The sequence below is a fragment of the Micromonospora sp. CA-263727 genome, from assembly GCF_050942455.1.
GTDB lineage: Bacteria > Actinomycetota > Actinomycetes > Mycobacteriales > Micromonosporaceae > Micromonospora.
The window spans coordinates 1,079,108-1,101,525 of the sequence record NZ_CP192031.1; the positions used below are offsets into that span (position 1 = coordinate 1,079,108).

Sequence of the window (22,418 nt, forward strand, 5' to 3'; positions counted from 1 at the left end):
CGGGTTCGCGCTCCGCCGCCGTATCGCCGTATTCGGGTGGGGCCGCCCCGAATGCCCCGGACGGGCGGTGGACCGGTGTCACGGGGTGAAAAGTGGCGGCGGTCGGCGTTTGCTGATAGCTGTTGACAGGTGACCCTGCACCCCGGAAGTGGCGACCCCCACCGGTTCGGCACCGAGGCCTTCTACGCTTCCCTCGGCCGGGCCTTCGTGGCCATGTGCGCGGTGGTGCCGATCCTCTTCCTGATCGAGGGCCTCGACCAGTGGCTCGGTGCCGGCTTCGACGCCGCCGCCGGCATCATCCCGAAGCGCATCGACGGGCTCGACGGTGTCTTCTTCTCGCCCTTCCTGCACCACGGCTTCGACCACCTCTACAGCAACAGCATCCCGCTGATCCTTCTCGGCACCTTCGTGCTGGCCGCGGGGGCCCGGCGGTTCCTCTGGTCCACCCTGGTGATCGTGCTGGTCAGTGGCCTCGGCGTGTGGTTCACCGGTTCGCCGAACACGATCGTCGTCGGGGCCAGCGGGGTGATCTTCGGCTACCTCGGCATCCTGCTGACCCGGGGCATCTTCGAGCGGAGCTGGTGGAACTTCGCCGTCTTCCTGCTGGTCGGCCTCCTCTACGGCGGCCAACTGGTCGGCGTGCTGCCCACCGACGAACGGATCTCCTGGCAGGGGCACCTGTTCGGGCTGCTCGGCGGCATCGTCGCCGCGATCATCTTCCGCCGCCGGCGACCCGATCTCGACGGGCCGTACCGCTCCGAGTCGCCGCTGACCATGCCCTGACCCGACCGTCACCGGGTCGGGTCGCCGCTGCGGCCGTGCTCACCCCCTCCGGGACGGCGCGGCGACACCGTGCGGCGCACCGCCGCCGCCCCGGAGGGGTTCGCTCACGCCTGCTCGTCCAGTGGCCGGCCGTCGAAGTCCACGGCCGAGTAGAGCGCCAGCTTCTCCAACCGGTGGTACGAGTCGATCACCCGGATCGTGCCGCTCTTCGAGCGCATCACGATCGACTGGGTGTACGCCCCACCGGCCCGGTAACGCACGCCGCGGAGCAGGTCACCGGAGGTGATGCCGGTCGCCACGAAGAAGCAGTTGTCGCCGGTGACCAGGTCGTCGGTGGTGAGTACCCGGTCCAGGTCGTGCCCGGCGGCGACCGCCTTCTCCCGCTCGGCGTCGTCGCGCGGCCAGAGCTTGGCCTGCATCATCCCGCCCATGCACTTGAGGGCGCAGGCGGCGGTGATCCCCTCCGGGGTGCCACCGATGCCCATCAGCACGTCGACGTCCGATTCGCCACGGGCGGCGGCGATGGCGCCGGCGATGTCGCCGTCGGAGATGAATCGGATGCCCGCGCCGCTCCGACGGATCTTGTCGACCAGGTCGTCGTGCCGGGAGCGGTCGAGCACGCAGACCGTCACCTCGGACACGCTGGAGCCCTTGACCTTGGCGATCCGGCGCAGATTTTCGGTGACTCCGGCGTTGATGTCCACCACGTCCGCGTAGGCCGGGCCGACGGCGAGCTTCTCCATGTAGAACACGGCGCTCGGGTCGAACATCGTTCCCCGCTCGGCGACCGCGAGCACCGCCAGGGCGTTCGGCATTCCCTTGCTCATCAGCGTGGTGCCGTCGATCGGGTCGACCGCGACGTCCACCTCAGGGCCGGTGCCGTCACCGACCTCTTCACCGTTGAAGAGCATCGGGGCGTTGTCCTTCTCGCCCTCGCCGATCACCACGACGCCCCGCATCGGAATCGAGTTGATCAGCTTGCGCATCGCGTCGACGGCGGCGCCGTCGCCGCCCTCCTTGTCGCCCCGGCCGACCCACCGGCCGGCGGCCATCGCCGCCGCCTCGGTGACCCGGACGAGATCCAGGGCAAGGTTACGGTCGAGATTCTGTGGGGTTCGCGTCCTGGTGGTCGTCATCGAACGGCTCCTCCTCGCGGCGGTGCGGGGTTGACCGGGCTTTGTTCCTGATCCTCACACGATGGCGGACGTACGACCGGAGCGGGGCGGTGATGGGCCGGATACCGCCGGTCGGGCGGCTGCGAGAATGGCGAGGTGGAACCCGCACAGCCTGCCGACCGCGTACCCGCCGACCCGCCGCCGGCCGTACCCGCCGACCCGCCGCCGGCCGCCGCATCCAGGTCCGAGAGATCGCCGAAGGACATGGCGATCTCGCTGCTGGTGTTGTTGATCCCGATCGCCCTGGTGTTCGCCTTCTACCGCGGCTTCCTCGGCGGGGACGAGCCGAACACGGTCGACCCGACGCCGGCCTTCGAGCAGGCCCGGTCGGCCGGCGTGTTTCCGGTGACCGAACCGGCCGGACTGGGCGACGGATGGCGGGCCGTGCGGGCCAACTACCGGACGACCGAGGACGGCGCGACACTGCGGGTGGGATATGTCACGCCGGAGGGTAGAGGTCTACAGCTGGTGCAGAGCAACGTGCCGCCGGAGCGGCTGCTGCCCGCCGAGCTGACCGACGAGGGCCGGCCGCAGGGACAGACCGATCTTGGGGCCAGCACCTGGCAGCGGTACACCGCCCGGGGCAACGAGCAGGCGCTGGTGCTGCTCCAGCCGGGCCGCACGGTGATCGTCGTCGGGGACGCCAGGGACAACGAACTGCGGGAGATGGCCACCTCCGTGGACTGAGTGACCGGCCCCCGGATGTCGGTCCCATCCGTTACGCTCCCCGGGTTCGATGCCCAGGGCCGGCCTGGTCCGGTGGGCAATCCCGGTTTTGGGAAGAGAGAATTTCTGTGAACATTCGACGGTGGAGTGTGGGCGTCATCGCCGCCACGCTGCTCGTTCCTGGTCTGGCCGCCTGCAATTCCGAGACTGCCGACTCGCCCTCGGCGTCCGCGCCGAGCATCCCGGCGGACCCGAAGGAGGCGCTGGTCGCCTCCACCAAGGGGTTGGCCGACGGCAACTTCACCTTTGCCATCACCGCCGACTCGATCACCGGCAAGGGCGTGGTCCACAAGCCCAGCGACAGCGCGCAGATGACCATGGCCATGGGGAACGAAGAGTTCACCATGGACTTCGACCTCATCCACATCAAGCCCGACACCTGGGTGAAGATGGACCTGGGCGACCTCTTCGCCGGGATGCCCGGCATGGACGCGTTCAAGGACAAGTACCAGCACCTCGACCCGGCCAAGGCCGGCGACCTCAAGGGCCTGGACCTGTTCAGCGAGGGCACCGACCCGGCCGAGGCCGCGGCGATGTTCAAGGGCATCGTCGACGCGCAGAAGACCGGCGAGGGCATTTACAGCGGCACGGTCGACCTCTCCGCGGTGAAGGACTCGATCGCCGCCGACGAGGAGATGCTCAAGGAGTTGGGCGACAAGGCCAAGGCGATCCCGTTCACCGCGAAGCTGGACGCCGAGGGCCGGCTGACCGAGCTGGTCATGTCCATCCCCGCGGCCGGGGAGGCCAAGGCGCAGGAGATCAAGATCACCTACGCCGACTACGGCTCCGCCCCCGCCGTGCAGAAGCCCCCGGCGGAGCAGGTCGTCGAGGCGGGCGACGAGACCTACGAGATCTTCAAGAACTGAGCGAGGTCTTCCAGCGGTACCCGGAACGGGGGCGGGCTCGATTCGTCCCCGTTTCGCGTGCCCTGCCCGCTGCCGTGCGGTTCGAGTGATTGGGCGACGCGGCTGCGGGGAACAGGAGGGTGAGCCTCCGGCGCGCGAGATGCGTCGGGTGACCCTGCTGGGAGACGCCGATGACTGTTCGACGATTGAGCGCCGGCCTCGTGGCCGCCGCGTTGCTCACGCCCGGAGTCGCCGCCTGCGCCAAGACCGGCGACGGCGCAGCCGGGCCCACCGCCACACCCTCCGCCACCGCCACCGGCACGCCAGTCGACTCCGACGCCAGGCAGGCGTTGCTGGACTCGACCCGGGAACTCGGCAACGGCAACTTCCGGTTCCGCATGTCCGGCGTGGGATCGATCGCCGAGGGGCAGGTCCACCAGCCGAGTCAGAGCGCGGAGCTACGGGTGAGCCTCGGCGAGCCGACCGACGACCTGGCGATGACCCTTGACCTCGTGCACGCCATGCCGGACAGCTGGGTCAAGCTGGACCTCAGCGGCGCGGCGGCGTCCAGCGTTCCCGGGCGGGACCGGCTCAACCTCGGCAAGTACCAGCACCTCGACCAGCGCCGGATCCAGGGCGATCGCAACCTCGGCTTCGACTTCGACCGGGTCGACCCGGCCGGCAGCGAGGTGCTCACCCGGGCCGTCACCGAGGTACGCCGTACCGGCGATGCCACGTACGCCGGCACCATCGACGTGTCGAAGGCGGCCGACGCCGGATCCATCGACCCGGGCCTGATCACCACGCTCGGCGCGCAGGCCAACTCGGTGCCCTTCACCGCGACGCTCGACGGAGAGGGGCGACTCACCGAACTGGTCCTCCAGATCCCCGGCACGGGCGAGACGGCGCCCCAGGAGATCCGGGTGACCTACCGCGACTACGGCAACGCCACCGCCGCCCAGAAGCCCCCGGCGGACCAGGTCGTGGAGGCGCCGCCGGAGCTGTACAACCTGTTCGACTGAGGTCGTGGCTGGTGCCCGGTGGCACACCGGACGAGCGGGCGGCGGCTGGCTCAGCCGGTGGTCGGCTCCTGCCGGGCGGCGTCGATGCGGGCGCGGGCGCCGTCGAGCCAGCCCTGGCAGATCACCGCCAGTGCCTCGCCGCGCTCCCAGAGCGCCAGCGACTCCTCCAGCGAGGTGCCGCCGGCCTCCAGCCGCTCCACCACCGACGCGAGCTCGGCGCGGGCCTGTTCGTAGCTGAGCCGCTCGTCCGGCCCGCTCGTCTTCTCGTCAGTCATCGCGACCATCTCAACACAACCAACCGACACCTCCGGCGACCGCACCGCCCACCCGTGGCGGGCGGGCGGTGGTCAGGTGGTGACGGTGGCGGCGAGTTCGCCGTCGGCGAGGCGTACCCGTAGCGGATCGCCAGGACCGACCTCGGTGGCCGCGCGGACGACGTGACCGTCACCACGCTGCACGATGGCGTACCCACGGTCGAGCGTCGCCGCCGGTGACAGCGCGCGCAACCGGGCCAGGGTGTGCCGCAGGTCGTCGTCGGCGGCGGCGAGGCGGTGCTCCAGGCAGCGCCCGGCGCGCTGCCGCAGGGCGGCCAGCTCGGTGGCCCGCTGCTCCACCATCACCTGCGGTCGGGCCAGCACCGGCCGCGAGCGCAGCGCCTCGATGCGGTGCGTCTCCCGCTCGACCAGGTTGTGCACCGCCCGGCGCAGCCGGTGCCGGGCCTGCTTGATCAGGCGTACCTCCTCGGCCAGGTCGGGCACGACCCGCTTGGCCGCGTCGGTGGGCGTCGACGCGCGCACGTCGGCCACGTAGTCGACCAGCGGCGCGTCCGTCTCGTGGCCGATCGCGCTGACCACCGGCGTACGGCAGGCGTGCACGGCCCGGCACAGCGCCTCGTCGGAGAAGGGGAGCAGGTCCTCGATGCTGCCCCCGCCGCGGGCCAGGATGATCACGTCGACGCTCGGGTCGGCGTCCAGCACCTTGAGCGCGTCCACGATCTGCGGGACGGCGCTCGGGCCCTGGACGGCCACGTTCACCGTGCGGAACTCCACCGCCGGCCAACGGCGGCGCGCGTTGGTCAGCACGTCCCGTTCGGCGGCGCTGGCCCGGCCGGTGATCAGCCCGATCCGCTGCGGGAGGAACGGCGGGCGGCGCTTGCGGGCCCGGTCGAAGAGCCCCTCGGCGGCGAGCAGCTTCTTGAGTTTCTCCAGCCGGGCCAGCAGCTCACCGAGGCCGACCTGGCGGATCTCGTCGGCGCGCAGGCTGAGCGTGCCCCGGGCGGCGTAGAACTCCGGCTTGGCGTGCAGCACCACGCGGGCGCCTTCGCGCAGCTCGGGGGCGCCGGAATCGAGCACGTCCCGATTGGTGGTGACGGTGAGGCTCAGGTCGGCCGACGGATCACGCAGCGTCAGGAAGACCGTGCTCGCCCCGGGGCGGCGGCTGATCTGCGCCACCTGCCCGTCGACCCAGACCCAGCCCAGCCGCGCGACCCAGGCGCCGATCTTCTGGCTGACCACCCGCACCGGCCACGGCTCCTCGGAGCTGCTCGCCGCCGTTCCCCCACCAGTACTCACCCGCCCACCCTACGACCCGGCCGTCTCCAGTCGTGGCACGTACGATGGAGGGGTGACTGAGGCTGAGACGACTTCCCGGACCGGCAAGCGCGTGCTCCTGGCCAAGCCCCGCGGTTACTGTGCGGGCGTCGACCGGGCGGTGCAGACCGTCGAGGAGGCGCTCAAGCTCTACGGTGCCCCGATCTACGTCCGCAAGGAGATCGTGCACAACAAGCACGTGGTGCGGACGCTGGAGGCCCAGGGCGCGATCTTCGTGGAGGAGAACGAGGAGGTGCCCGAGGGCGCCACCGTGATCTTCTCGGCGCACGGGGTGGCACCCGAGGTCTACGAGCAGGCGAAGGAGCGGTCGCTGAAGGCGATCGACGCGACCTGCCCGCTGGTGACCAAGGTGCACCAGGAGGCGAAGCGGTTCGCCGCCGAGGACTACGACATCCTGCTCATCGGTCACGAGGGCCACGAGGAGGTCATCGGCACCGCCGGCGAGGCCCCGGAGCACATCCAGCTGGTGGACGGCCCGGACGACGCCGACCGCATCACCGTGCGGGATCCGAACAAGGTCGTCTGGCTGTCGCAGACCACGCTCTCGGTGGACGAGACCATGGAGACGGTGGCCCGGCTCAAGAGGCGGCTGCCGATGCTCCAGTCCCCGCCCAGCGACGACATCTGCTACGCCACGAGCAATCGTCAGCACGTGGTCAAGGAGATCGCGGCGGAGTGCGACGTGGTGATCGTCGTGGGTTCGCGCAACTCCTCCAACTCGGTACGGCTGGTCGAGGTGGCGCTGGACGCGGGGGCCGGTGCCGGGCACCTGGTCGACTTCGCGCACGAGATCGACGACGCCTGGCTGGCCGGTGCGCGGACGGTGGGCCTGACCTCCGGGGCGAGCGTGCCGGACGAACTGGTCCAGCAGGTGCTGACCCACCTCGCCCAGCGTGGCTTCACCGACGTGGAGGAGGTGGTGACCGCCAACGAACGGCTCACCTTCTCGCTGCCGCAGGAGCTCAAGCGCGACATGAAGGCCGCCGCCGCGGCGGCGCGGGGCTGATCCGTCGGCCCGCGCCGATGGAACGGCTGACCGGCATGCTGCGTCAGAGCTGGGTATGAGGACCCTTCGGATCGCCGCCACCGCGCTGATCGTCTGCACGGCGCTCGTCGCCTGCGGCGGCCAGGACACCGGGGGCGGTTCCGCCACCCCGACCCCGACTGGAGCGTCACCCGTGACCGAGCTGCCGACCCCGGATCCGACCGGCCCGGTGCCCGCCCCCTCCGACCCGGTGGACCCGACCGCTCCGCTCAGCCCGCCCGGCGAGCGCCCGGGTGGCGGCAAGACGAAGCCGCCGGCGACCGGTGAGCTGACCCTCACCGGCCGGATCGAGTCCGGGGTCGAGCCCGGCTGCCTGCTGCTCGACGGCTACCTGTTGCTCGGTGGTCCGCGCGACGTGCTGACCGCGGGGGCGTCGGTGACGGTCATCGGCCAGCCCGCGCCGGACATGCTCACCACCTGCCAGCAGGGCACCCCGTTCAAGGTGACCTCCGCCCGCCGGTCCTGATCCGCCGCCAGGGCGGTCGCAGACAGACGGGAGCCCGCCTCCGGAAAACCGGAGGCGGGCTCCCCTGTGGGTGGTGGTGGGTCAGTTCACCGAGCCGATGGAGACCGCGCCGCGGCCGACGACCGCGCCTTCCGTGGTCACCACGGCGAGTTCACCGGAGAGCGCCCGGCCCGCGGACGGGGCGGACTGGGCGGTCACCGTGCCCGAGAGGCTGCCGGTGGCGCCGTTGGCCAGGGTGATCGTGCTGCTCGACGCCGCGAGCGTGCCGAGCGCCGGGGAGGAGAACGAGTCCCGGTAGTCGTACGCGGTGCTACCACCGGCACCATCGACCGAGTACGCGTCCACGACGATCGTGTAGGTGCCCGCGACCGGGTTGTTCAGGGTCACCGACTCCTCCGAGGAACCGCTGGCCGAGTAGGCGACCAGCGTGCTGCCCCGGTAGACGAAGAGGTCGAGGTCCGCACCCGCGTTCGACGGGTTGCCGATGCGGGCGTTGAAGGTGGTCGCCCCCGCCGGCACCGCGACCGTGTACACCTGCTCGGCCAGCTCGACGATGGTCGGCCGCTCGACGTGCACGCTGGAGAGCGGGCCGCCCTGGCCGGTCACCGAGACCGGGCCGAAGGTGTTCTTCAGCGACCAGGTCACCGGGGTCGCGACACCGGCGGTGACCGCCGGCAGCTCGACCACGGCCGGCTCGACCGCGACACCCTGCACCCGCGCCTGGATCTGGTACGGGTTGTTCAGCGCCGGTGAGGTGCGCCGCGACTCCACCTCGATCTCCCAGACCCCCGGGATCGGGTTCTGGTATGCCCGCGCGAAGGCGTTGCAGACGACCGTGCTGACGAAGTTGGTGTAACAGGCCAGGCTGGAGGTGCTCTCCACCGGGACGCCGTACGGGTTGATGGCGATGAACCGGGTCTGCGACGCGGTGGCGATGCCGGAGAGGTTCACCTGCAACGCACCGGCACCCGGCGGCACCGTCACGAAGTACGACGTGGTGCTGTTGCGGTCCACCGAGCCCTGCGCCGAGTAGGCGAAGTTGGGCTTCGCGACGTCGTTCGAGGCCACCACCACGGCGGAGAACTCGAAGTCGATCGTGTTGGTGGCCGGGTCGTCGACGGTGACGATAGTGCCGTGCACGCCTGCCTTCTTGGGCTTGGCGGTGACCGTGATGGTGACGGTCCGGTTCAGCGGCAGGGTGACGTTCTTCGGCGCGGAGAAGGTGCCGTTGTTGTCACGCAGGCCGACGTTGTGCTTGATGTTGCCGGCCGGGCCGCTGGTCCGGGTCAGGCTGACCTGGTACGACTTCGACTCGTTGACCTTGTGGCCACCGTCGGCCGAAGCGCAACGGTTGTAGACGCCGGTGCCGCGGTGCGGCGTGGCCAGCTGGTTGCTCAGCGGGGTGCAGACCGGGGCGTCGGAGGTGTAGGAACGGGTCTGCACACCCTTGTTCAGCAGCTTCCAGGCGCCCGGCACGTCGAACATGCCGTAGCCCTGCCCCTGCGTCGGGGTGTCGGCGATCGGCTTGGCCGAGGTGTAGATCGCCCGGCGCAGCATCTCCGGGGTGACGCCCTTGTGCGTCGCCTTGGCGGCCGAGAGCAGCAGGGCAGCGGCACCGGTGGCCTGCGGCGAGGCCATCGACGTACCGTTGAACATGCTGTAGCCCGGCGGGAGCGCGTAGCCGGCCTCGGCGACCGGGCCGCCGGCCTGCCAGACCGGGGTGGTGGAGATGGCCGAACCCGGCGCGGCGATGTTCGGCTTGGCGCCGCCGTCCTCGCGCGGGCCGCGCGAGGAGAAGTTGAACAGGGCGTTCTTCTTCTTGACCACGGAGCCGTAGTTGGCCAGCCAGGTGTCCTTGCTGACGCTCGCCGCCACGCTGACCACGTTGCTCGACGCCGACGGGTCGCCGATGGTGTTCACACCCGGGCCGGAGTTGCCGGCCGAGATGAACATCTGCACGCCGTAGGTGGTGATCAGGTTGTTGTAGAGGGTGGCACGGGCGTTGTTGCCGTCGTTGAGCGCCGGCAGGCCACCGATCGACATGTTGATGACGTCGACCCCACGGTTGATCACCAGGTCGGCCATGCCGGTGGTGAGCGCGGCGTACGTGCAGCCGCCGCCCCAGGAGCAGGCCCGGGAGGAAACGATCTTGGCGCCGGGGGCGGCACCGTTGAACGCGCTGTTGCCCATCATGCTGTTGGCGGCGGTGATGCCGGCGACGTGCGTGCCGTGCGCGCTCTCGATGATGCCGATGTTGACGTAGTCGACCAGACCCGGGCCGCCGAGCGGAGTGGTGTCGACGTTCTTGCGGTACTCGACCACGAACGACATCCGCTCCTTGACCGGAGTCGCCGGGTCGTCGGTGCCGAAGTAGCCGACGTCGAACTTCTCCTTGTACGGCCGCATCACGGCCTCGTCGGTGAAGTCGCCGTCCTGGTCGGTGTCGACCCAGACGTTGTTGGTGGCCGGGTCGAAGAGGATGCCGAACTGGTCGGTGTTGTCGCCGTCGCGGTTGACGTCACCGCCGGGCTCGCTGGTGTTCGTCACCGACTCGCTGAACAGGTTGAACCGGTAGGTGCCGGCCGGTGCCGTCCAGGTGCGGCCCGCCACGGTGAAGGTGGGGCCGGTCACCTGGGTGATCATCGGCCGCCAGGTGGCGTCCTCGAACGGGTCGGTCGCGGTGACCCAGTCGACGATCTTCCGATCGCCGGTGGTGGTCTGCTGTAGCGCCGGGTGCTCCAGGTCGACACCCGAGTCCATGATGCCGATGGTGACGCCGCGGCCGTCCCACTTCTTGTTCTGCTTGACGAACTTGACCGCGCCGGTCTCGCCGGTCGGCATGTAGGGGTTGTCGGCGGGCGTCTTGGCGCCCGGGCCACTCAGCGTGGTGCCCTGCTTGTCGGCCTTCTTGCCGCCCTGGACGACCTCCGGCTTCGGGTCGGGTAGCTGGATCTTCTCGTCCAGGTCGACTGCGGCGACGCCGGGCAGGGTGGCCGCCTTGACCGCCTTGCCGGTCGGCACCTTGGCCAGCACGTAGCCGATGGTGTCGTAGCGTTCGGTGACCGCGGCGCCGAGTTCCTTGAGGTCCTCCGCGACGTCCTTCGCCTTACCCTTTTCGGTGGCGACGATCATCGTGACGGTGGGTGCCTTCTTCGCCTCCGCCTCGGCGAGCAGCTTGGCATCGTGCTGGCCCAGCGCCTCGGCGGGGGTGACCTGCGCGGGGTCGGCTCCGGCAGGAGCGGCGCTCGCGGTGGCGGCGCCGCCCACCACGGTCACGGCGCCGGCCGCCATGACCGATGCGAAGAGCGCGGCGGAGGTACGCCGGCTCAGATTCCGGGGTTTACTCACGTTCTCTTTCCTCCAGAGAACAGGGCGCCCTTAGATACGGGGCACGCGTGAGCGAATCTTTCGTGGTGCCGGCCATCGATGTCACTACCGACAAGGCCGTTGTGACCATCTCGTGACATTCATGACTTCCTTTGTCACATGGAGGCTTTCGAGGTGGCGATTAATTCGACCGACTTCGACCATCCGATGCGGAATGGTCGCTAAGCAGTTCCGGTGCCTGCGGCTGGCGGGGCGCCAGCTCCACCTGCCCCGGCGCGGCCAACTCCTGGTCGGAGACGCCCAGCTCGGCCAGCTTGCGGGCGCTGACCAGGACCCGCGCCTCCAGCGACCCCACCGCCCGGTTGTACGCGGTCACCGCACCGCCGAGCGAGGCACCGAGCTTGCCGACGTGGTCACCGAGCGTGGAGAGTCGCCCGTACAGCTCCCGGGCCAGCGAGTGCACCGCCATGGCGTTGCGGGCCAACTGTTCCTGACGCCAGGACCAGGCGACCGTACGCAGCATCGCGACCAGGGTGGCCGGGGTGGCCAGCACCACGTTGCGGGCGAAGGCGTGCTCCAGGAGCGTGGGATCGCGTTGCAGCGCCACGTCCAGGAACGGGTCGGCCGGCACGAAGAGCACCACGAACTCCGGAGTGGACTCGAACGCCGCCCAGTAGGACTTGGCGGCCAGCGCGTCGACGTGGGCCCGCAGGTGCTTGGCGTGGGCGTCGAGGTGGGTGTCCCGGCCGCGCTCGTCGCGCGCCTCCATGGCGGTCAGGTACGCGTCGAACGGCGCCTTCGCGTCCACCACCACGGTCCGGCCGCCGTGCAGGCGGACCACCAGGTCGGGACGGACCGTCTGGTGGTCGGTGGCGGCGGTGACCTGCTCGGAGAAGTCGCAGTGCTCCAGCAGGCCGGCGGCCTCGACGATCCGGCGCAACTGGTGCTCGCCCCACCGGCCGCGTACCTGCGGCGCGCGCAGCGCCGCCACCAGCTGCTTGGTCTCGGTACGCAGCTCACCGGAGACCGTGCTCATCGACCGCACCTGCTCGCGCAGCTCGGCGTACGCGTCGACCCGGGCGTGCTCCAGTTCGGCCACCCGCTGCTCGTAGCGGCGCAGCGTCTCGTGCAGCGGGGCCACCGCGCGGGCGACCGCCTCCTGCGACTGGGCCGTCGCCTCGTAGCTCAACGCCCGCATCGACTGTTCCAGCCGTCCCTCGCCCTCGCGGGTGGCGCGCAGGGTGGCGTCCAGCCGGGCGATCTCGGTGGCCGAGCGCGACCGGGCGGCCAACCAGCCGACCGCCCCGCCGGCACCGAGGCAGACGACGACAACCGCCAGGGTCGAGAACTCCATCTCCCGAGCTTGCCAAAGCCGAGCCGCGAGCGTTAAGAAGGGGCCCCTCCTCTACCGGAGGCGTTAAGAAGGGGCCCTTCCTTACACCTCAGCCGGTGTTGCGCATGCCGGCGGCGATGCCGTTGACCGTGGTGAGCAGGGCGCGCTCCAGGGCGGTGCCGTCGCCGGGGGCACGCCGGCCACCCGGCGCGGTGGCCACCGCGCGTCCGGCGGCGCCGGAGTCGCGGTACTGCCGCAACAGCGCCACCTGGAGGTGGTGCAGCGGCTCCAGGTAGGTGTCGCGCACCGCGAGGGTGCGTTGCAGCACCGGGGAGTTCTCCAGCAGGTCCGGTGAGTCGGTGACCGCCAGCACCTCCCGCCGGGTCAGCTCGTACTCCTGCTCGATCTTGTCGAAGATCGGGTGCAGCTTCTTCGGCACCAGGGTCTCCACGTACCGGCGGGCGATGCCGAGGTCGGTCTTGGTCAGCATCATCTCCACGTTCGACAGAAACGTGCGGAAGAAGTGCCAGTTGCGGTGCATCTCGGCCAGCACGTCGGCCAGGCCGGCCTCCCGGGCGGCGGCCAGGCCGGCGCCCACCCCGAACCAGCCGGGCACGATCTGCCGGGTCTGGGTCCAGCCGAACACCCACGGGATGGCCCGCAGCCCGGCGAGCCCGGCACCGGTGTTCGGCCGCTTCGCCGGCCGGGAGCCGATGTTCAACGCGCCCAGCAACTCGGTCGGCGTGGAAGCCCAGAAGTAGGCCGGCAGATTCGGATCCTCCACCAGCGACCGGTACGACCGGAACGCCGACTCGGAGACCACGTCCATCGCCGCGTCCCAGCGCTCCAGCATCTCGGCCGGCTGCCGGGGCGCGGTGTGCAGCAGCGTGGCCTGGAGCACCGCGGCGACGGTCAACTCCAGGTTCTCCCGGGCCAGCGCGGGCAGGGTGTACTTGTCGGAGATGACCTCACCCTGCTCGGTCACCTTGATCGCGCCGTCCAGCGTGCCGTACGGCTGGGCCAGGACCGCGTCGTGCGTCGGCCCGCCGCCACGGCCCACCGTGCCGCCCCGGCCGTGGAAGAGCCGCAGGTGCACCCCGTGCCGGGCGGCCACGTCCCGCAGCGACCGCTGGGCCCGGTGGATGGACCACTGGCTGGTGGTGATGCCGGCCTCCTTGTTGGAGTCGGAGTAGCCGAGCATCACCTCCTGCACGTCGCCGCGGGCGGCCACCAGCGCCCGGTACGCCGGCAGCGAGAGCAGCTCGTCGAGCAGTTCGCCACCGGCGTTCAGCTCGGCCGGGGTCTCCAGCAGCGGCACGAAGCCGACCCGGGCCCGGCCGCTGTGCACGTCGACCAGCCCGGCCTCGCGGGCCAGCACCACCGCGGCGAGCACGTCGTCCACGCCGAGGGTCATCGAGATGATGTACGACTCGATCACCTCGGTGCCGAACCGGTCCTGCGCCTCGCGGATGGTGCCGAAGACGTCGAACGTCTTGCGCGCGTTCTCGGTCAACGGGGTGTCCGCAGTGGAGAGCGGGCGGCGGCCGGTCAGCTCGTCGGCGAGCAGCTTGGTGCGCTCCAACCGGGTCAGCGCCGGGTAGTCGGAGACCTCGCCGACCGCCGTGTACAACTGGGCCAGCACCGCGTGGTGCGCCTCGGCGTGCTCGCGGACGTCCATGGTGGCCAGGTGCAGGCCGAACGCGGAGACGGTACGGATGGTCGAGGCGAGCCGGCCGACGGCGGTGAGCTGACCTGAGTTGCGGGCCAGTGAGGCGCGCAGCAGCTCCAGATCGGCGATCAGCTCGGCGGAGCCGCGATAGTCACGCCCCGGCACGTGCGGGGTGCCCTGGCGCAGCCGGGCCCGGGTGTTGGCCAGCTTGGCGCGTACGCAGCGGGCCTTGAGGCGGTACGGCTCCTCGGCGTTCACCCGGCGGAACCGGGGTGCCACCTCGGGCAGCGCATCGAGATCCGCGGCGAGGCTGGCGGAGAGGTCCAGCGACACCCCGCGCAGCCGGCGGGAGACGGAGACCTCGTTGATCAGCTCGTCCAGCGCCGCCTCGGTGGCGGAGAGGCCGTGCTCGTGCTGGATGGCCAGCACCTCGCGGGTCACCGTCGGGGTGACGAAGGGGTTGCCGTCCCGGTCGCCGCCGATCCAGGTGCCGAAGGTCAGCGGCCGGGCCGTCGGCGAGGTCTCCACGCCGAGGGTGCGCAGCGTCTCGGCGAGGTCGTCGAGCACCTGCGGGGCCGCCTCGGCGTGCAGGTCACGCAGGTAGTAGATGGCGTTGCGGGCCTCGTCGGTCGGGTCCGGCCGGTCCAACCGCAGCTCGTCGGTCTGCCACATCAGGTCGAGCAGCTCGGCCAGCCGCCGGTTCGCCGGGCCCTCGTCGCTGGCGCCGTAGAGGATCGCGTTGGCCGTCTCGGTGTCCAGCTCGTCGGCGATCGCCCGCAGCTTGGACAGGATCGACCGGCGGGCCGCCTCGGTCGGGTGGGCGGTGAAGACCGGGCGTACCGCCAACCGGCGGGCCACCGCGGCGATCTCCTCGGCCGGCACCCCACGCTCGGCGATCATCTTGGCCGCCTGGTCCAGCCAGCCGCCGTGCACCGCGCGTCGGCGGCGCAGGTCGCGGGCCCGGTGCACCTGCTCGGTGATATTGGCCAGGTGGAAGTAGGTGGAGAAGGCACGGGCCAGCTTGGTGCCGGTGGTCACGTCGAGCCCGCCCAGCCGGCGGGCGGCGGCCGGGGCGTCGGTGCGGACCTGGGCGCGGATCTCCTCGACGAGGTCGAGCAGGGGGCGTCCCTCCTGGCGGGCCAGGGTCTGCCCGAGCAGGGTGCCCAGGCGACGGATGTCGGCGCGCAGGGCGGCGTCGGGGCCGTCGTGATCGTGCTGGTCGGTCACCATGCGCTCCTTACGTGAGTACGAAGGACAGCGCTGTCCGACTACCCCGATCGTATCCGCGCGCACCCGGTTGTAAGGAGGGGGCCCTTGTTATCGCCTTTTGTATAGGAGGGGCCCCCTCCTAACGTCTGGGACCGCCGAGCGTGGGCCGGCGTGGCGGCGTCAGGGCTGGTGGGGCGGGCGATGGCGGCCGGGGCGGTCGGTGGCGTGCCGACCGCGTACCAGGGTCGCGGTGACCAATCCCACGATTCCGGCCGCCACCCAGATCGCCAGCACGGTGAGCGGCCATCCGGCCGCCCGGCGGTCGAAGTAGACCACCGACTTGATCAGGTCGGTGGCCAGTCCCGGCGCGTTCCAGCGGTGCACCCCGCGCAGCGCCGAGGGCAGGAACTCGGGGGCGTACACGCCACCGGAGCCCGAGTTGCCGAGCACCACCAGCAGCAGGATGACCAGCCCGGTGCCGAACACGCCGAGCCAGCCCTGCACGGCCGCGGCGACCATGGCGGCGGCGAACGCGGCGAGCGCTCCCACCGCGGCGACGGCCGGGATGTGGTGATTCCACACGCCCAGCACCGGGCCGACGATCACCGCGCCAACGATGCCGAGCAGGACGGCGTGCACCGCGAGGGAGGCGATCCGCAGCCCGGCGCCGCGTAGGTTGCGCGGCGTGGTGCCCAGCGAGACCCCGAGCACGGTCGAGGAGAGGTAGCCGCCGAGGACGACCCCGACCGCCAGGTAGAACGGCACCACCCCGCGCGGATCGTCGGGCGACACCGGCACCTGGTCGGCCACCTGGATCGACACCCCAGCCTGCTGGCCGGCCGTGGTCACGACCTGCTTGACGACCTCGGCGGCGGCGGGCGCGGAGGCGCTGGCCACGGTGAGGGCCAGGCCGCCGGCCGGGGCGCTGGTCAGCGTCGCGTACACCTCGCGGGCGGTCAGCGCGGCGTCGGCCGCCGCCGGGTCGGCGTAGGAGACCGCCTTGAGGCTCTCGGTACGCTCCCGGACGGCGGTGAGCAGCTCCTGCGCGGCCTGGTCGCCGCGGACCACCCCGACCGGCACGTTTCGGGGCTCGGGCGCGTGCAGGGCGCCGACGTAGGCGACGATGAAGGCGGAAGCCAGGACGAGCGTCCCGAGCAGCAACGCGACGGTACGCGGCAGCCAGCTTCGCACCGCGCTCTCCTCGCCCACGCCGCCAGCCTAGGTGTGATTCCACCCGATTTGTGGTCTTTCAGCGGGGGAAGTCGGGTGACGCGGTCAGGCGTCGAATGTGGCGAAGGCGCGGACCGGGAAGGTGCCCATCTGCGCCACCATCGGCGGGGCGGCGGTGAACCGGAAGCCGGCCGGTGGCAGGGCGTCGAGCCCGGTCAGGTGCTCCACGATCGGGATGCCGGCGGCCAGCAGGAGGCTGTGCGCGGGGCGCTCGCCAGCCGCCGTCGGGCCCATGTCGTCGATGTTGATCGAGTCGATGCCGACCAGGGCGGCTCCCGCGTCCACCAGCGCCCGGGCACCGTCGCCGGTCAGGTAGGGCGCCTCCGGTGCGGCGTACCGGTCGGTGCCGAAGTGCACGTCCCAACCGGTGTGCAGCAGCACGGCCTTCCCGGCGACGTCGTACGGCGCGAGCAGCAGGCGGTCCACCGCGCGGGTGCCGGCGGGCAGCCGCACCACGAGGCCGGGCAGGTCGGCGAGGCGGTCCAGGGCGGTGCCGGCCAGGTCGGCACCGTCGGCGTACCGGTGGGCGGGGGTGTCCAGGTACGTGCCGGTGTTGGCGATCATGTCGATCCGGGCCACCTGGAACTCGGTGCCCGGGGCGTAGCGCTCCCGGGACGCCTCGCGGGTCAGCCACTCGCCGATCCGGGGCGCCGGCCAGCCGGGCAGGGTGGTCATCCCGTCGGTGATCACGTGGCTCAGCTCGAACAGCCGTCGACCGGCGGTCCCGGCCGTGCCACCGCTGCTCGGCTTGGAGGCCGAGCGGGTAGCCGCGACGGCGCGACCGCCCTTGTGGGCCTCCTCGATGATCGTCTTGTTCCTGATCCGTACCTCGGCCACCATCAGCAGGCCGAGATGCCGGACGAAGAGCGCCGCCAGGTCGGCGTCGTCGATCCGGTCACCGGGGATGTCCAGCCGGAATCCCTCGGCCGTCAGCGCGCCGCCGTTGGCGAAGCTGACCTCCGCGTCGAACTGCACCCGCCATTGATCGTCAGTCACCCTGACATGATCCCCGCTCAGAGAATCCGGAAGCGGCCGGCGCTGTGGTATGCGACCGCCGCCACGATCTCTGCCTCCGGCCGGTCCGCGAAGGTCAACGTGGCGACCAGGCCGGAGCCGTAAATCGTGGTCAACATCCCGCTGTCCAGGGCGGTGTACGCGCCGAGGTTCCGTAGGACGCGCGGATCGTGGAGCGTGACGACCAGCATCCTTTCCAGACCCCACCGGCGGCGGGAGATCTGTGCGACGGCCGCCCAGGGCAGCCAGACCGCCTGGCCCCGGGTCGGCCGGGTGCGTATCCAGAGCCCCGCCGGGCCGAACGCCAGCACCGGGCCACCGGAACCGATCAGCCAGAGCTGTAGGCCCAGCGGCACACAGGTCAGGGCCAGCAGGCAGCCGAGGGCGCCGAGGATGCCGAGCAGGGTGGCGTCGCCGGGTAGGAGGCGCACGCCGACGAGGAGGGCGATCGGGAGGTTGAGCGTGAGCGCGAATCCGAGGAAGAGCAGGCCGCGCTTGGCGACGTCGGGGCGTACCACGAAGGGCTGGTCCTCGGGGATGCGCCGGCTCGTCAGTGCCGGCGGTGGTGCGGGCGTGTGCCCCCACGGCGGGGGATGCCCCGGCGGCGGAACGCCAGGCGGGTGTTGCGGCGGATAGCCCGGTGGCGGGGCTGCGTGCGGCGGATAGCTGGGCTGCGGGGCTGGGGGCTGTGGGTAGCCGGGCTGCGGGGCTGGGGGCTGTGGGTAGCCGGGCTGCGGGGCCGCGTGTGGGGGGTGGCCGGGTGGCGGCCAGGGTGGTGGGGTCGTCACCGGAGGTGCTCCCTGCTGCTGGACGGGCCGGCAGGGTTAGCCTAGGAGGTGGCAGCCACGACGCTCCGCACCGATCTGTGTCGCGGAGATTCGCTGGCGAAGCTACCCCTGGTCCGGCACGGACTCGGGGCATTTGTCGTGCGCTCACGCCGATTGCCGATTCCTGTAGGCACCGATTTCTCCTGGAAGTGGCTATGACTACGCTCGCCGGACTGCTCGCCGCCGCGCTCGATGACCCGGCCCTGGCCCGGGTCCGCGACCTGGCCCGCTCCGGTGCGGCGCAGGCCGACGGTCTCGACGTGACCGCCCCCGCGGCGTTGCGCCCCTTCGCGGTGGCCGCCATCGCCGCCGACCCCGGCGCGCCCGACGGGGCCGCCGAGTCTGGCGCGCTCGACGGGGCCGCCGAGTCCGGGGCGCTCGACGGGGCCGCCGAGTCCGGGGCGCTCGACGGGGCCGCCGAGTCCGGGGCGCTCGACGGGGCCGCCGAGTCCGGGGCGCTCGACGGGGCCGCCGAGTCCGGGGCGCTCGACGGAGCCGGAGGCGGCCGGGCCGCCAGGAGTGGCGGGGCCGGGCGGACGGTGCTGGCGGTGACCGCGACCAACCGGGAGGCCGAGGACCTTGTCGCCGGGCTGGGTAGCCTGCTTCCGCCGGAGCAGGTGGCGATCTTCCCGAGCTGGGAGACGCTGCCACACGAGCGGCTCTCGCCGCGCTCCGACACGGTCGGTCGGCGGCTGGCCGTGCTGCGTCGGCTCGCGCACCCGGACTCGGTGGACGCGCACGGGCGTACCGGGCCGTTGCGGGTGGTCGTCGCGCCGGTCCGGTCGGTGCTGCAACCGCAGCTCAAGGGGCTCGGCGACCTGGAGCCGGTGCGGTTGGCCGCCGGGGACGAGGCCGACCTGGAGCAGGTGGCGCGCCGGCTGACCGACATGGCGTACGCGCGGGTCGACCTGGTCACCAAGCGGGGGGAGTTCGCCGTGCGCGGCGGCATCCTGGACGTCTTCCCGCCCACCGACGAGCATCCGTCGCGGGTCGAGTTCTGGGGCGACGAGGTGGAGGAGATCCGCACCTTCGCCGTCGCCGACCAGCGCACCATCGAGCAGGTCCCCCAGCTCTGGGCCCCGCCCTGCCGGGAACTGCTGCTCACCCCGGCCGTCCGGGAGCGGGCCGCCGCGCTGGCCGGGCGGCACCCGGAGCTGGCCGAGATCCTGGACAAGCTGGCCGGCGGCGTACCGGTCGAGGGAATGGAGTCACTGGCCCCGGCGCTGATCGGTGGCGACTCCATGGAGCTGTTGCTGGACTGCCTGCCGGCCGGCACCCACGTACTGCTCTGTGATCCGGAGCGGATCCGCACCCGGGCGCACGACCTGGTGCGTACCTCCGAGGAGTTTCTCCAGGCCAGCTGGGCCGCAGCCGCCGTCGGGGGCCAGGCCCCGATCGACCTCGGCGCCGCCGCCTTCCGCACCCTGGCCGAGGTACGCGCGACCGCCGCGACCCTGCGCCAGCCCTGGTGGACACTTTCCCCGTTCGGCCTGGCCGGCGGCCTTGAGCCGGACCGGAGCGCCGGCCGGCGCGATGGCCGAGCGGCGGCCGGCCGGGACCGGCAGCCCTGGGAGGACGAGCCGGAGGCGGTCGATGTCGCCCCGGACGACGCGATAGCGGTGACCCTGACCGCCCAGCCGGCCCCGCTCTACCACGGCGAGACCGCCCGGGTGGTCGACGACCTGAAGCGGTGGGCCGGCGAGGGGTGGTCGATCGCGCTGGTCTTCGAGGGGCACGGTCCCGCCCAGCGGGCCGTGGAGGTGCTCCGCGACGGCGGCCTGGGGGCCAGGATGACCGAGGCGGTGCCGGCCGCGCCCGCCCCGGGCGAGCTGCTGGTCACCTGTGGCAGCCTGACCGGTGGTTTCGTCGACGAGGCGGCCCGGTTCGTGCTGCTGACCAGCAACGACGTCACCGGCGGCCGGGGCGCCTCGACGCGGGACATGCGCCGGATGCCGAGCCGGCGGCGCAACACCATCGACCCGCTGGAGCTGCGGGCCGGCGACCATGTGGTGCACGAGCAGCACGGCATCGGCCGGTACGTCGAGCTGGTGCAGCGTACGGTCAACGGGGCGTCCCGGGAGTACCTGGTCATCGAGTACGCCCCGAGCAAGCGCGGCCAGCCGGGGGACCGCCTCTTCGTCCCCACCGACCAGCTCGACCAGTTGAGCCGGTACGTCGGCGGCGAGCAGCCGACGCTGCACAAGATGGGCGGCTCGGACTGGCAGAAGTCCAAGGCCCGGGCCCGCAAGGCGGTCAAGGAGATCGCCGCCCAGCTGATCCAGCTCTACGCGGCCCGCAAGGCATCCAAGGGACACAACTTCGGGCCGGACACCCCGTGGCAGCGGGAACTGGAGGACGCCTTCCCCTGGCAGGAGACGCCCGACCAGCTCGCCGCCATCGAAGAGGTCAAACGGGACATGGAGCAGAGCGTCCCGATGGACCGGCTGATCTGCGGCGACGTCGGCTACGGCAAGACCGAGATCGCGGTACGCGCGGCCTTCAAGGCGGTGCAGGACGGCAAGCAGGTCGCCGTGCTGGTCCCCACCACGCTGCTGGTGCAGCAGCACTACAACACCTTCGCCGAGCGGATGAGCCAGTTCCCGGTGACCATCCGGCAGCTGTCCCGGTTCCAGACGCCGAAGGAGGCCGAGCAGACCCTGGAGATGGTCGCCAACGGCACCGCCGACATCGTCATCGGCACCCACCGGCTGCTGGCGGCGGCCACCCGGTTCAGGTCGCTGGGACTGGTCATCGTCGACGAGGAGCAGCGCTTCGGCGTCGAGCACAAGGAGCACCTGAAGTCGATGCGGGCCGCCGTCGACGTGCTGAGCATGTCGGCCACCCCGATCCCGCGGACCCTGGAGATGGCGATCACCGGGATCCGGGAGATGTCCACCATCGCCACCCCGCCGGAGGAGCGGCACCCGGTGCTCACCGCCGTCGGCGCGCAGGACGACCGGCAGGTGGCCGCCGCCATCCACCGCGAGCTGCTCCGCGACGGGCAGGTCTTCTACCTGCACAACCGGGTCGAGTCGATCGAGCGGGCGGCGCGGCGGCTGCGCGAGTTGGTGCCCGAGGCGCGGGTCGCGGTGGCGCACGGCCAGATGGGCGAGGACGCCCTGGAGAAGGTCATGGTCGGCTTCTGGGAGAAGGAGTTCGACGTCCTGGTCTGCACCACGATCGTGGAGTCCGGCATCGACATCCCGAACGCCAACACGCTGATCGTGGAGCGGGCCGACCTGCTCGGCCTGGCCCAGCTGCACCAGATCCGCGGCCGGGTGGGCCGGGGCCGGGAACGGGCGTACGCGTACTTCCTCTACCCGCCGGAGAAGCCGCTCACCGAGCACGCCCACGAGCGGCTGGCCACCATCGCCCAGCACACCGAGTTGGGCGCCGGCATGTACGTGGCGATGAAGGACCTGGAGATCCGGGGTGCCGGCAACCTGCTCGGCGGCGAGCAGTCCGGGCACATCGAGGGGGTCGGGTTCGACCTGTACGTGCGGATGGTCGGCGAGGCGGTGCAGGCGTTCAAGGGCGAGCGCCCGGAGTCCGACGGCATGGTGGACGATGTCCGGATCGACCTGCCGGTGGACGCGCACCTGCCGCACGACTACATCGGTGTGGAGCGGCTGCGCCTGGAGATGTATCGCAAGCTGGCCGAGGCCCGCGACGACGAACGGCTGCGCGAGGTGGCCGCCGAGATGACCGACCGGTACGGCGAGCCGCCGGCCCCGGTGCAGAACCTGATCGCGGTGGCGCGCTTCCGGCTGCTGGCCCGCCGCTACGGTCTGACCGACGTCAGCATGCAGGGCAAGCACCTCCGCTTCGGCCCGCTGCCGCTGCCCGACTCGAAGCAGCTGCGTCTCAAGCGCTACCACCCCGACTCGGTCTACAAGTCCGCGCTGGACCAGGTCAGCGTGCCCCGCCCGACGACCCGCCGGATCGGCGGCGACCCCCTCCGCGACCAACCTCTCCTCGACTGGTGCGCCCAACTCCTCTCCGACGTGCTGGGCCCCACCCCCACCCCGGCTCCGGCGAGTTGATCATGACGTTGTTGCCCCGACCCGTCGATCCGGGCGGCGGCAACGTCATGATCAACAAGGTGGGGCGGGGCGAGGCGGGTGTGGGGTGGGGAGC

Annotated in this window: 15 protein-coding genes and 2 pseudogenes; 8 read left to right on the forward strand and 9 right to left on the reverse strand. The window is 71.6% G+C overall.

What is annotated here, in order from left to right:
- The first annotated feature begins 129 nt into the window (after window positions 1-129).
- Complete coding sequence (locus ACQPYA_RS05095) at window positions 130-783, forward strand: rhomboid family intramembrane serine protease (protein WP_433531482.1); 654 nt, start codon at window positions 130-132, stop codon at window positions 781-783.
- A 104-nt stretch (window positions 784-887) separates the two neighbouring features.
- On the opposite strand, the gene glpX is transcribed toward ACQPYA_RS05095, so the two are convergent.
- Complete coding sequence (glpX, locus tag ACQPYA_RS05100; protein WP_433531483.1) at window positions 888-1,919, reverse strand: class II fructose-bisphosphatase; 1,032 nt, start codon at window positions 1,917-1,919, stop codon at window positions 888-890.
- Between the two features lie 135 nt (window positions 1,920-2,054).
- On the opposite strand from glpX, the gene ACQPYA_RS05105 reads away from it, so the two are divergent.
- The 3 genes from ACQPYA_RS05105 (at window position 2,055) to ACQPYA_RS05115 (ending at window position 4,551) form a co-directional block, all read left to right on the forward strand.
- Entirely contained in the window at window positions 2,055-2,645 is a 591-nt protein-coding gene (locus ACQPYA_RS05105) for a DUF4245 domain-containing protein (RefSeq protein WP_433531484.1), read from the forward strand.
- A 107-nt stretch (window positions 2,646-2,752) separates the two neighbouring features.
- Window positions 2,753-3,550, forward strand: coding sequence for a hypothetical protein (locus ACQPYA_RS05110; protein ID WP_433531485.1), 798 nt, complete (start codon window positions 2,753-2,755; stop codon window positions 3,548-3,550).
- 170 nt (window positions 3,551-3,720) lie between these two features.
- Window positions 3,721-4,551, forward strand: coding sequence for a hypothetical protein (locus tag ACQPYA_RS05115; protein WP_433531486.1), 831 nt, complete (start codon window positions 3,721-3,723; stop codon window positions 4,549-4,551).
- Window positions 4,552-4,601: 50 nt separating this feature from the next.
- Here ACQPYA_RS05115 and ACQPYA_RS05120 read toward each other — a convergent pair whose 3' ends face one another.
- Both ACQPYA_RS05120 and xseA read right to left on the reverse strand, forming a co-directional pair.
- The gene (locus ACQPYA_RS05120) at window positions 4,602-4,826 is read right to left on the reverse strand and encodes an exodeoxyribonuclease VII small subunit (protein ID WP_433531487.1); all 225 of its coding nucleotides are present in this window, start codon (window positions 4,824-4,826) and stop codon (window positions 4,602-4,604) included.
- A 72-nt stretch (window positions 4,827-4,898) separates the two neighbouring features.
- On the reverse strand, window positions 4,899-6,122 hold the full coding sequence (gene xseA / locus ACQPYA_RS05125) for an exodeoxyribonuclease VII large subunit (RefSeq protein ID WP_433531488.1): 1,224 nt from the start codon (window positions 6,120-6,122) through the stop codon (window positions 4,899-4,901).
- 52 nt (window positions 6,123-6,174) lie between these two features.
- Here xseA and ACQPYA_RS05130 point away from each other — a divergent pair, with 52 nt between their 5' ends.
- Together ACQPYA_RS05130 and ACQPYA_RS05135 are read left to right on the forward strand one after the other, a co-directional pair.
- Window positions 6,175-7,167, forward strand: coding sequence for a 4-hydroxy-3-methylbut-2-enyl diphosphate reductase (locus tag ACQPYA_RS05130; protein ID WP_433531489.1), 993 nt, complete (start codon window positions 6,175-6,177; stop codon window positions 7,165-7,167).
- Between the two features lie 55 nt (window positions 7,168-7,222).
- A complete protein-coding gene (locus ACQPYA_RS05135; protein WP_433531490.1) occupies window positions 7,223-7,672 on the forward strand; it encodes a hypothetical protein in 450 nt (149 codons plus the stop codon).
- An 81-nt stretch (window positions 7,673-7,753) separates the two neighbouring features.
- Here ACQPYA_RS05135 and ACQPYA_RS05140 read toward each other — a convergent pair whose 3' ends face one another.
- The 6 genes from ACQPYA_RS05140 to ACQPYA_RS05165 all read right to left on the reverse strand — a co-directional run bounded on the left by ACQPYA_RS05140 (window position 7,754) and on the right by ACQPYA_RS05165 (window position 17,972).
- Window positions 7,754-11,020, reverse strand: a complete 3,267-nt coding sequence (locus ACQPYA_RS05140) for a S8 family serine peptidase (protein ID WP_433531491.1) — start codon at window positions 11,018-11,020, stop codon at window positions 7,754-7,756.
- A gap of 160 nt (window positions 11,021-11,180) precedes the next feature.
- The gene (locus ACQPYA_RS05145) at window positions 11,181-12,353 is read right to left on the reverse strand and encodes a DNA recombination protein RmuC (RefSeq protein WP_433531492.1); all 1,173 of its coding nucleotides are present in this window, start codon (window positions 12,351-12,353) and stop codon (window positions 11,181-11,183) included.
- An 88-nt stretch (window positions 12,354-12,441) separates the two neighbouring features.
- Entirely contained in the window at window positions 12,442-15,228 is a 2,787-nt protein-coding gene (ppc, locus tag ACQPYA_RS05150) for a phosphoenolpyruvate carboxylase (RefSeq protein WP_433533382.1), read from the reverse strand.
- A gap of 162 nt (window positions 15,229-15,390) precedes the next feature.
- On the reverse strand, window positions 15,391-16,419 hold the full coding sequence (locus ACQPYA_RS05155) for a hypothetical protein (protein ID WP_433531493.1): 1,029 nt from the start codon (window positions 16,417-16,419) through the stop codon (window positions 15,391-15,393).
- Between the two features lie 66 nt (window positions 16,420-16,485).
- Window positions 16,486-17,436: a cyclase family protein gene (locus tag ACQPYA_RS05160; RefSeq protein ID WP_433531494.1), complete on the reverse strand. Its 951-nt coding sequence runs from the start codon at window positions 17,434-17,436 to the stop codon at window positions 16,486-16,488.
- 17 nt (window positions 17,437-17,453) lie between these two features.
- Window positions 17,454-17,972: a hypothetical protein gene (locus tag ACQPYA_RS05165; RefSeq protein ID WP_433531495.1), complete on the reverse strand. Its 519-nt coding sequence runs from the start codon at window positions 17,970-17,972 to the stop codon at window positions 17,454-17,456.
- 452 nt (window positions 17,973-18,424) lie between these two features.
- Here ACQPYA_RS05165 and ACQPYA_RS05170 point away from each other — a divergent pair.
- A pseudogene (locus ACQPYA_RS05170) lies at window positions 18,425-18,604 on the forward strand (hypothetical protein); the annotation flags it as partial.
- A 105-nt stretch (window positions 18,605-18,709) separates the two neighbouring features.
- A pseudogene (gene mfd, locus ACQPYA_RS05175) lies at window positions 18,710-22,324 on the forward strand (transcription-repair coupling factor); the annotation flags it as partial.
- Window positions 22,325-22,418: the final 94 nt, after the last annotated feature.

Bases quoted from the DNA above. Each gene is read 5' to 3' on its own strand.
- glpX (WP_433531483.1), bottom strand. From the start codon at position 1,919: ATGACGACCACCAGGACGCGAACCCCACAGAATCTCGACCGTAACCTT.
- ACQPYA_RS05115 (WP_433531486.1), top strand. From the start codon at position 3,721: ATGACTGTTCGACGATTGAGCGCCGGCCTCGTGGCCGCCGCGTTGCTC.
- ACQPYA_RS05120 (WP_433531487.1), bottom strand. From the start codon at position 4,826: ATGACTGACGAGAAGACGAGCGGGCCGGACGAGCGGCTCAGCTACGAA.
- ACQPYA_RS05135 (WP_433531490.1), top strand. From the start codon at position 7,223: ATGAGGACCCTTCGGATCGCCGCCACCGCGCTGATCGTCTGCACGGCG.
- ACQPYA_RS05145 (WP_433531492.1), bottom strand. From the start codon at position 12,353: ATGGAGTTCTCGACCCTGGCGGTTGTCGTCGTCTGCCTCGGTGCCGGC.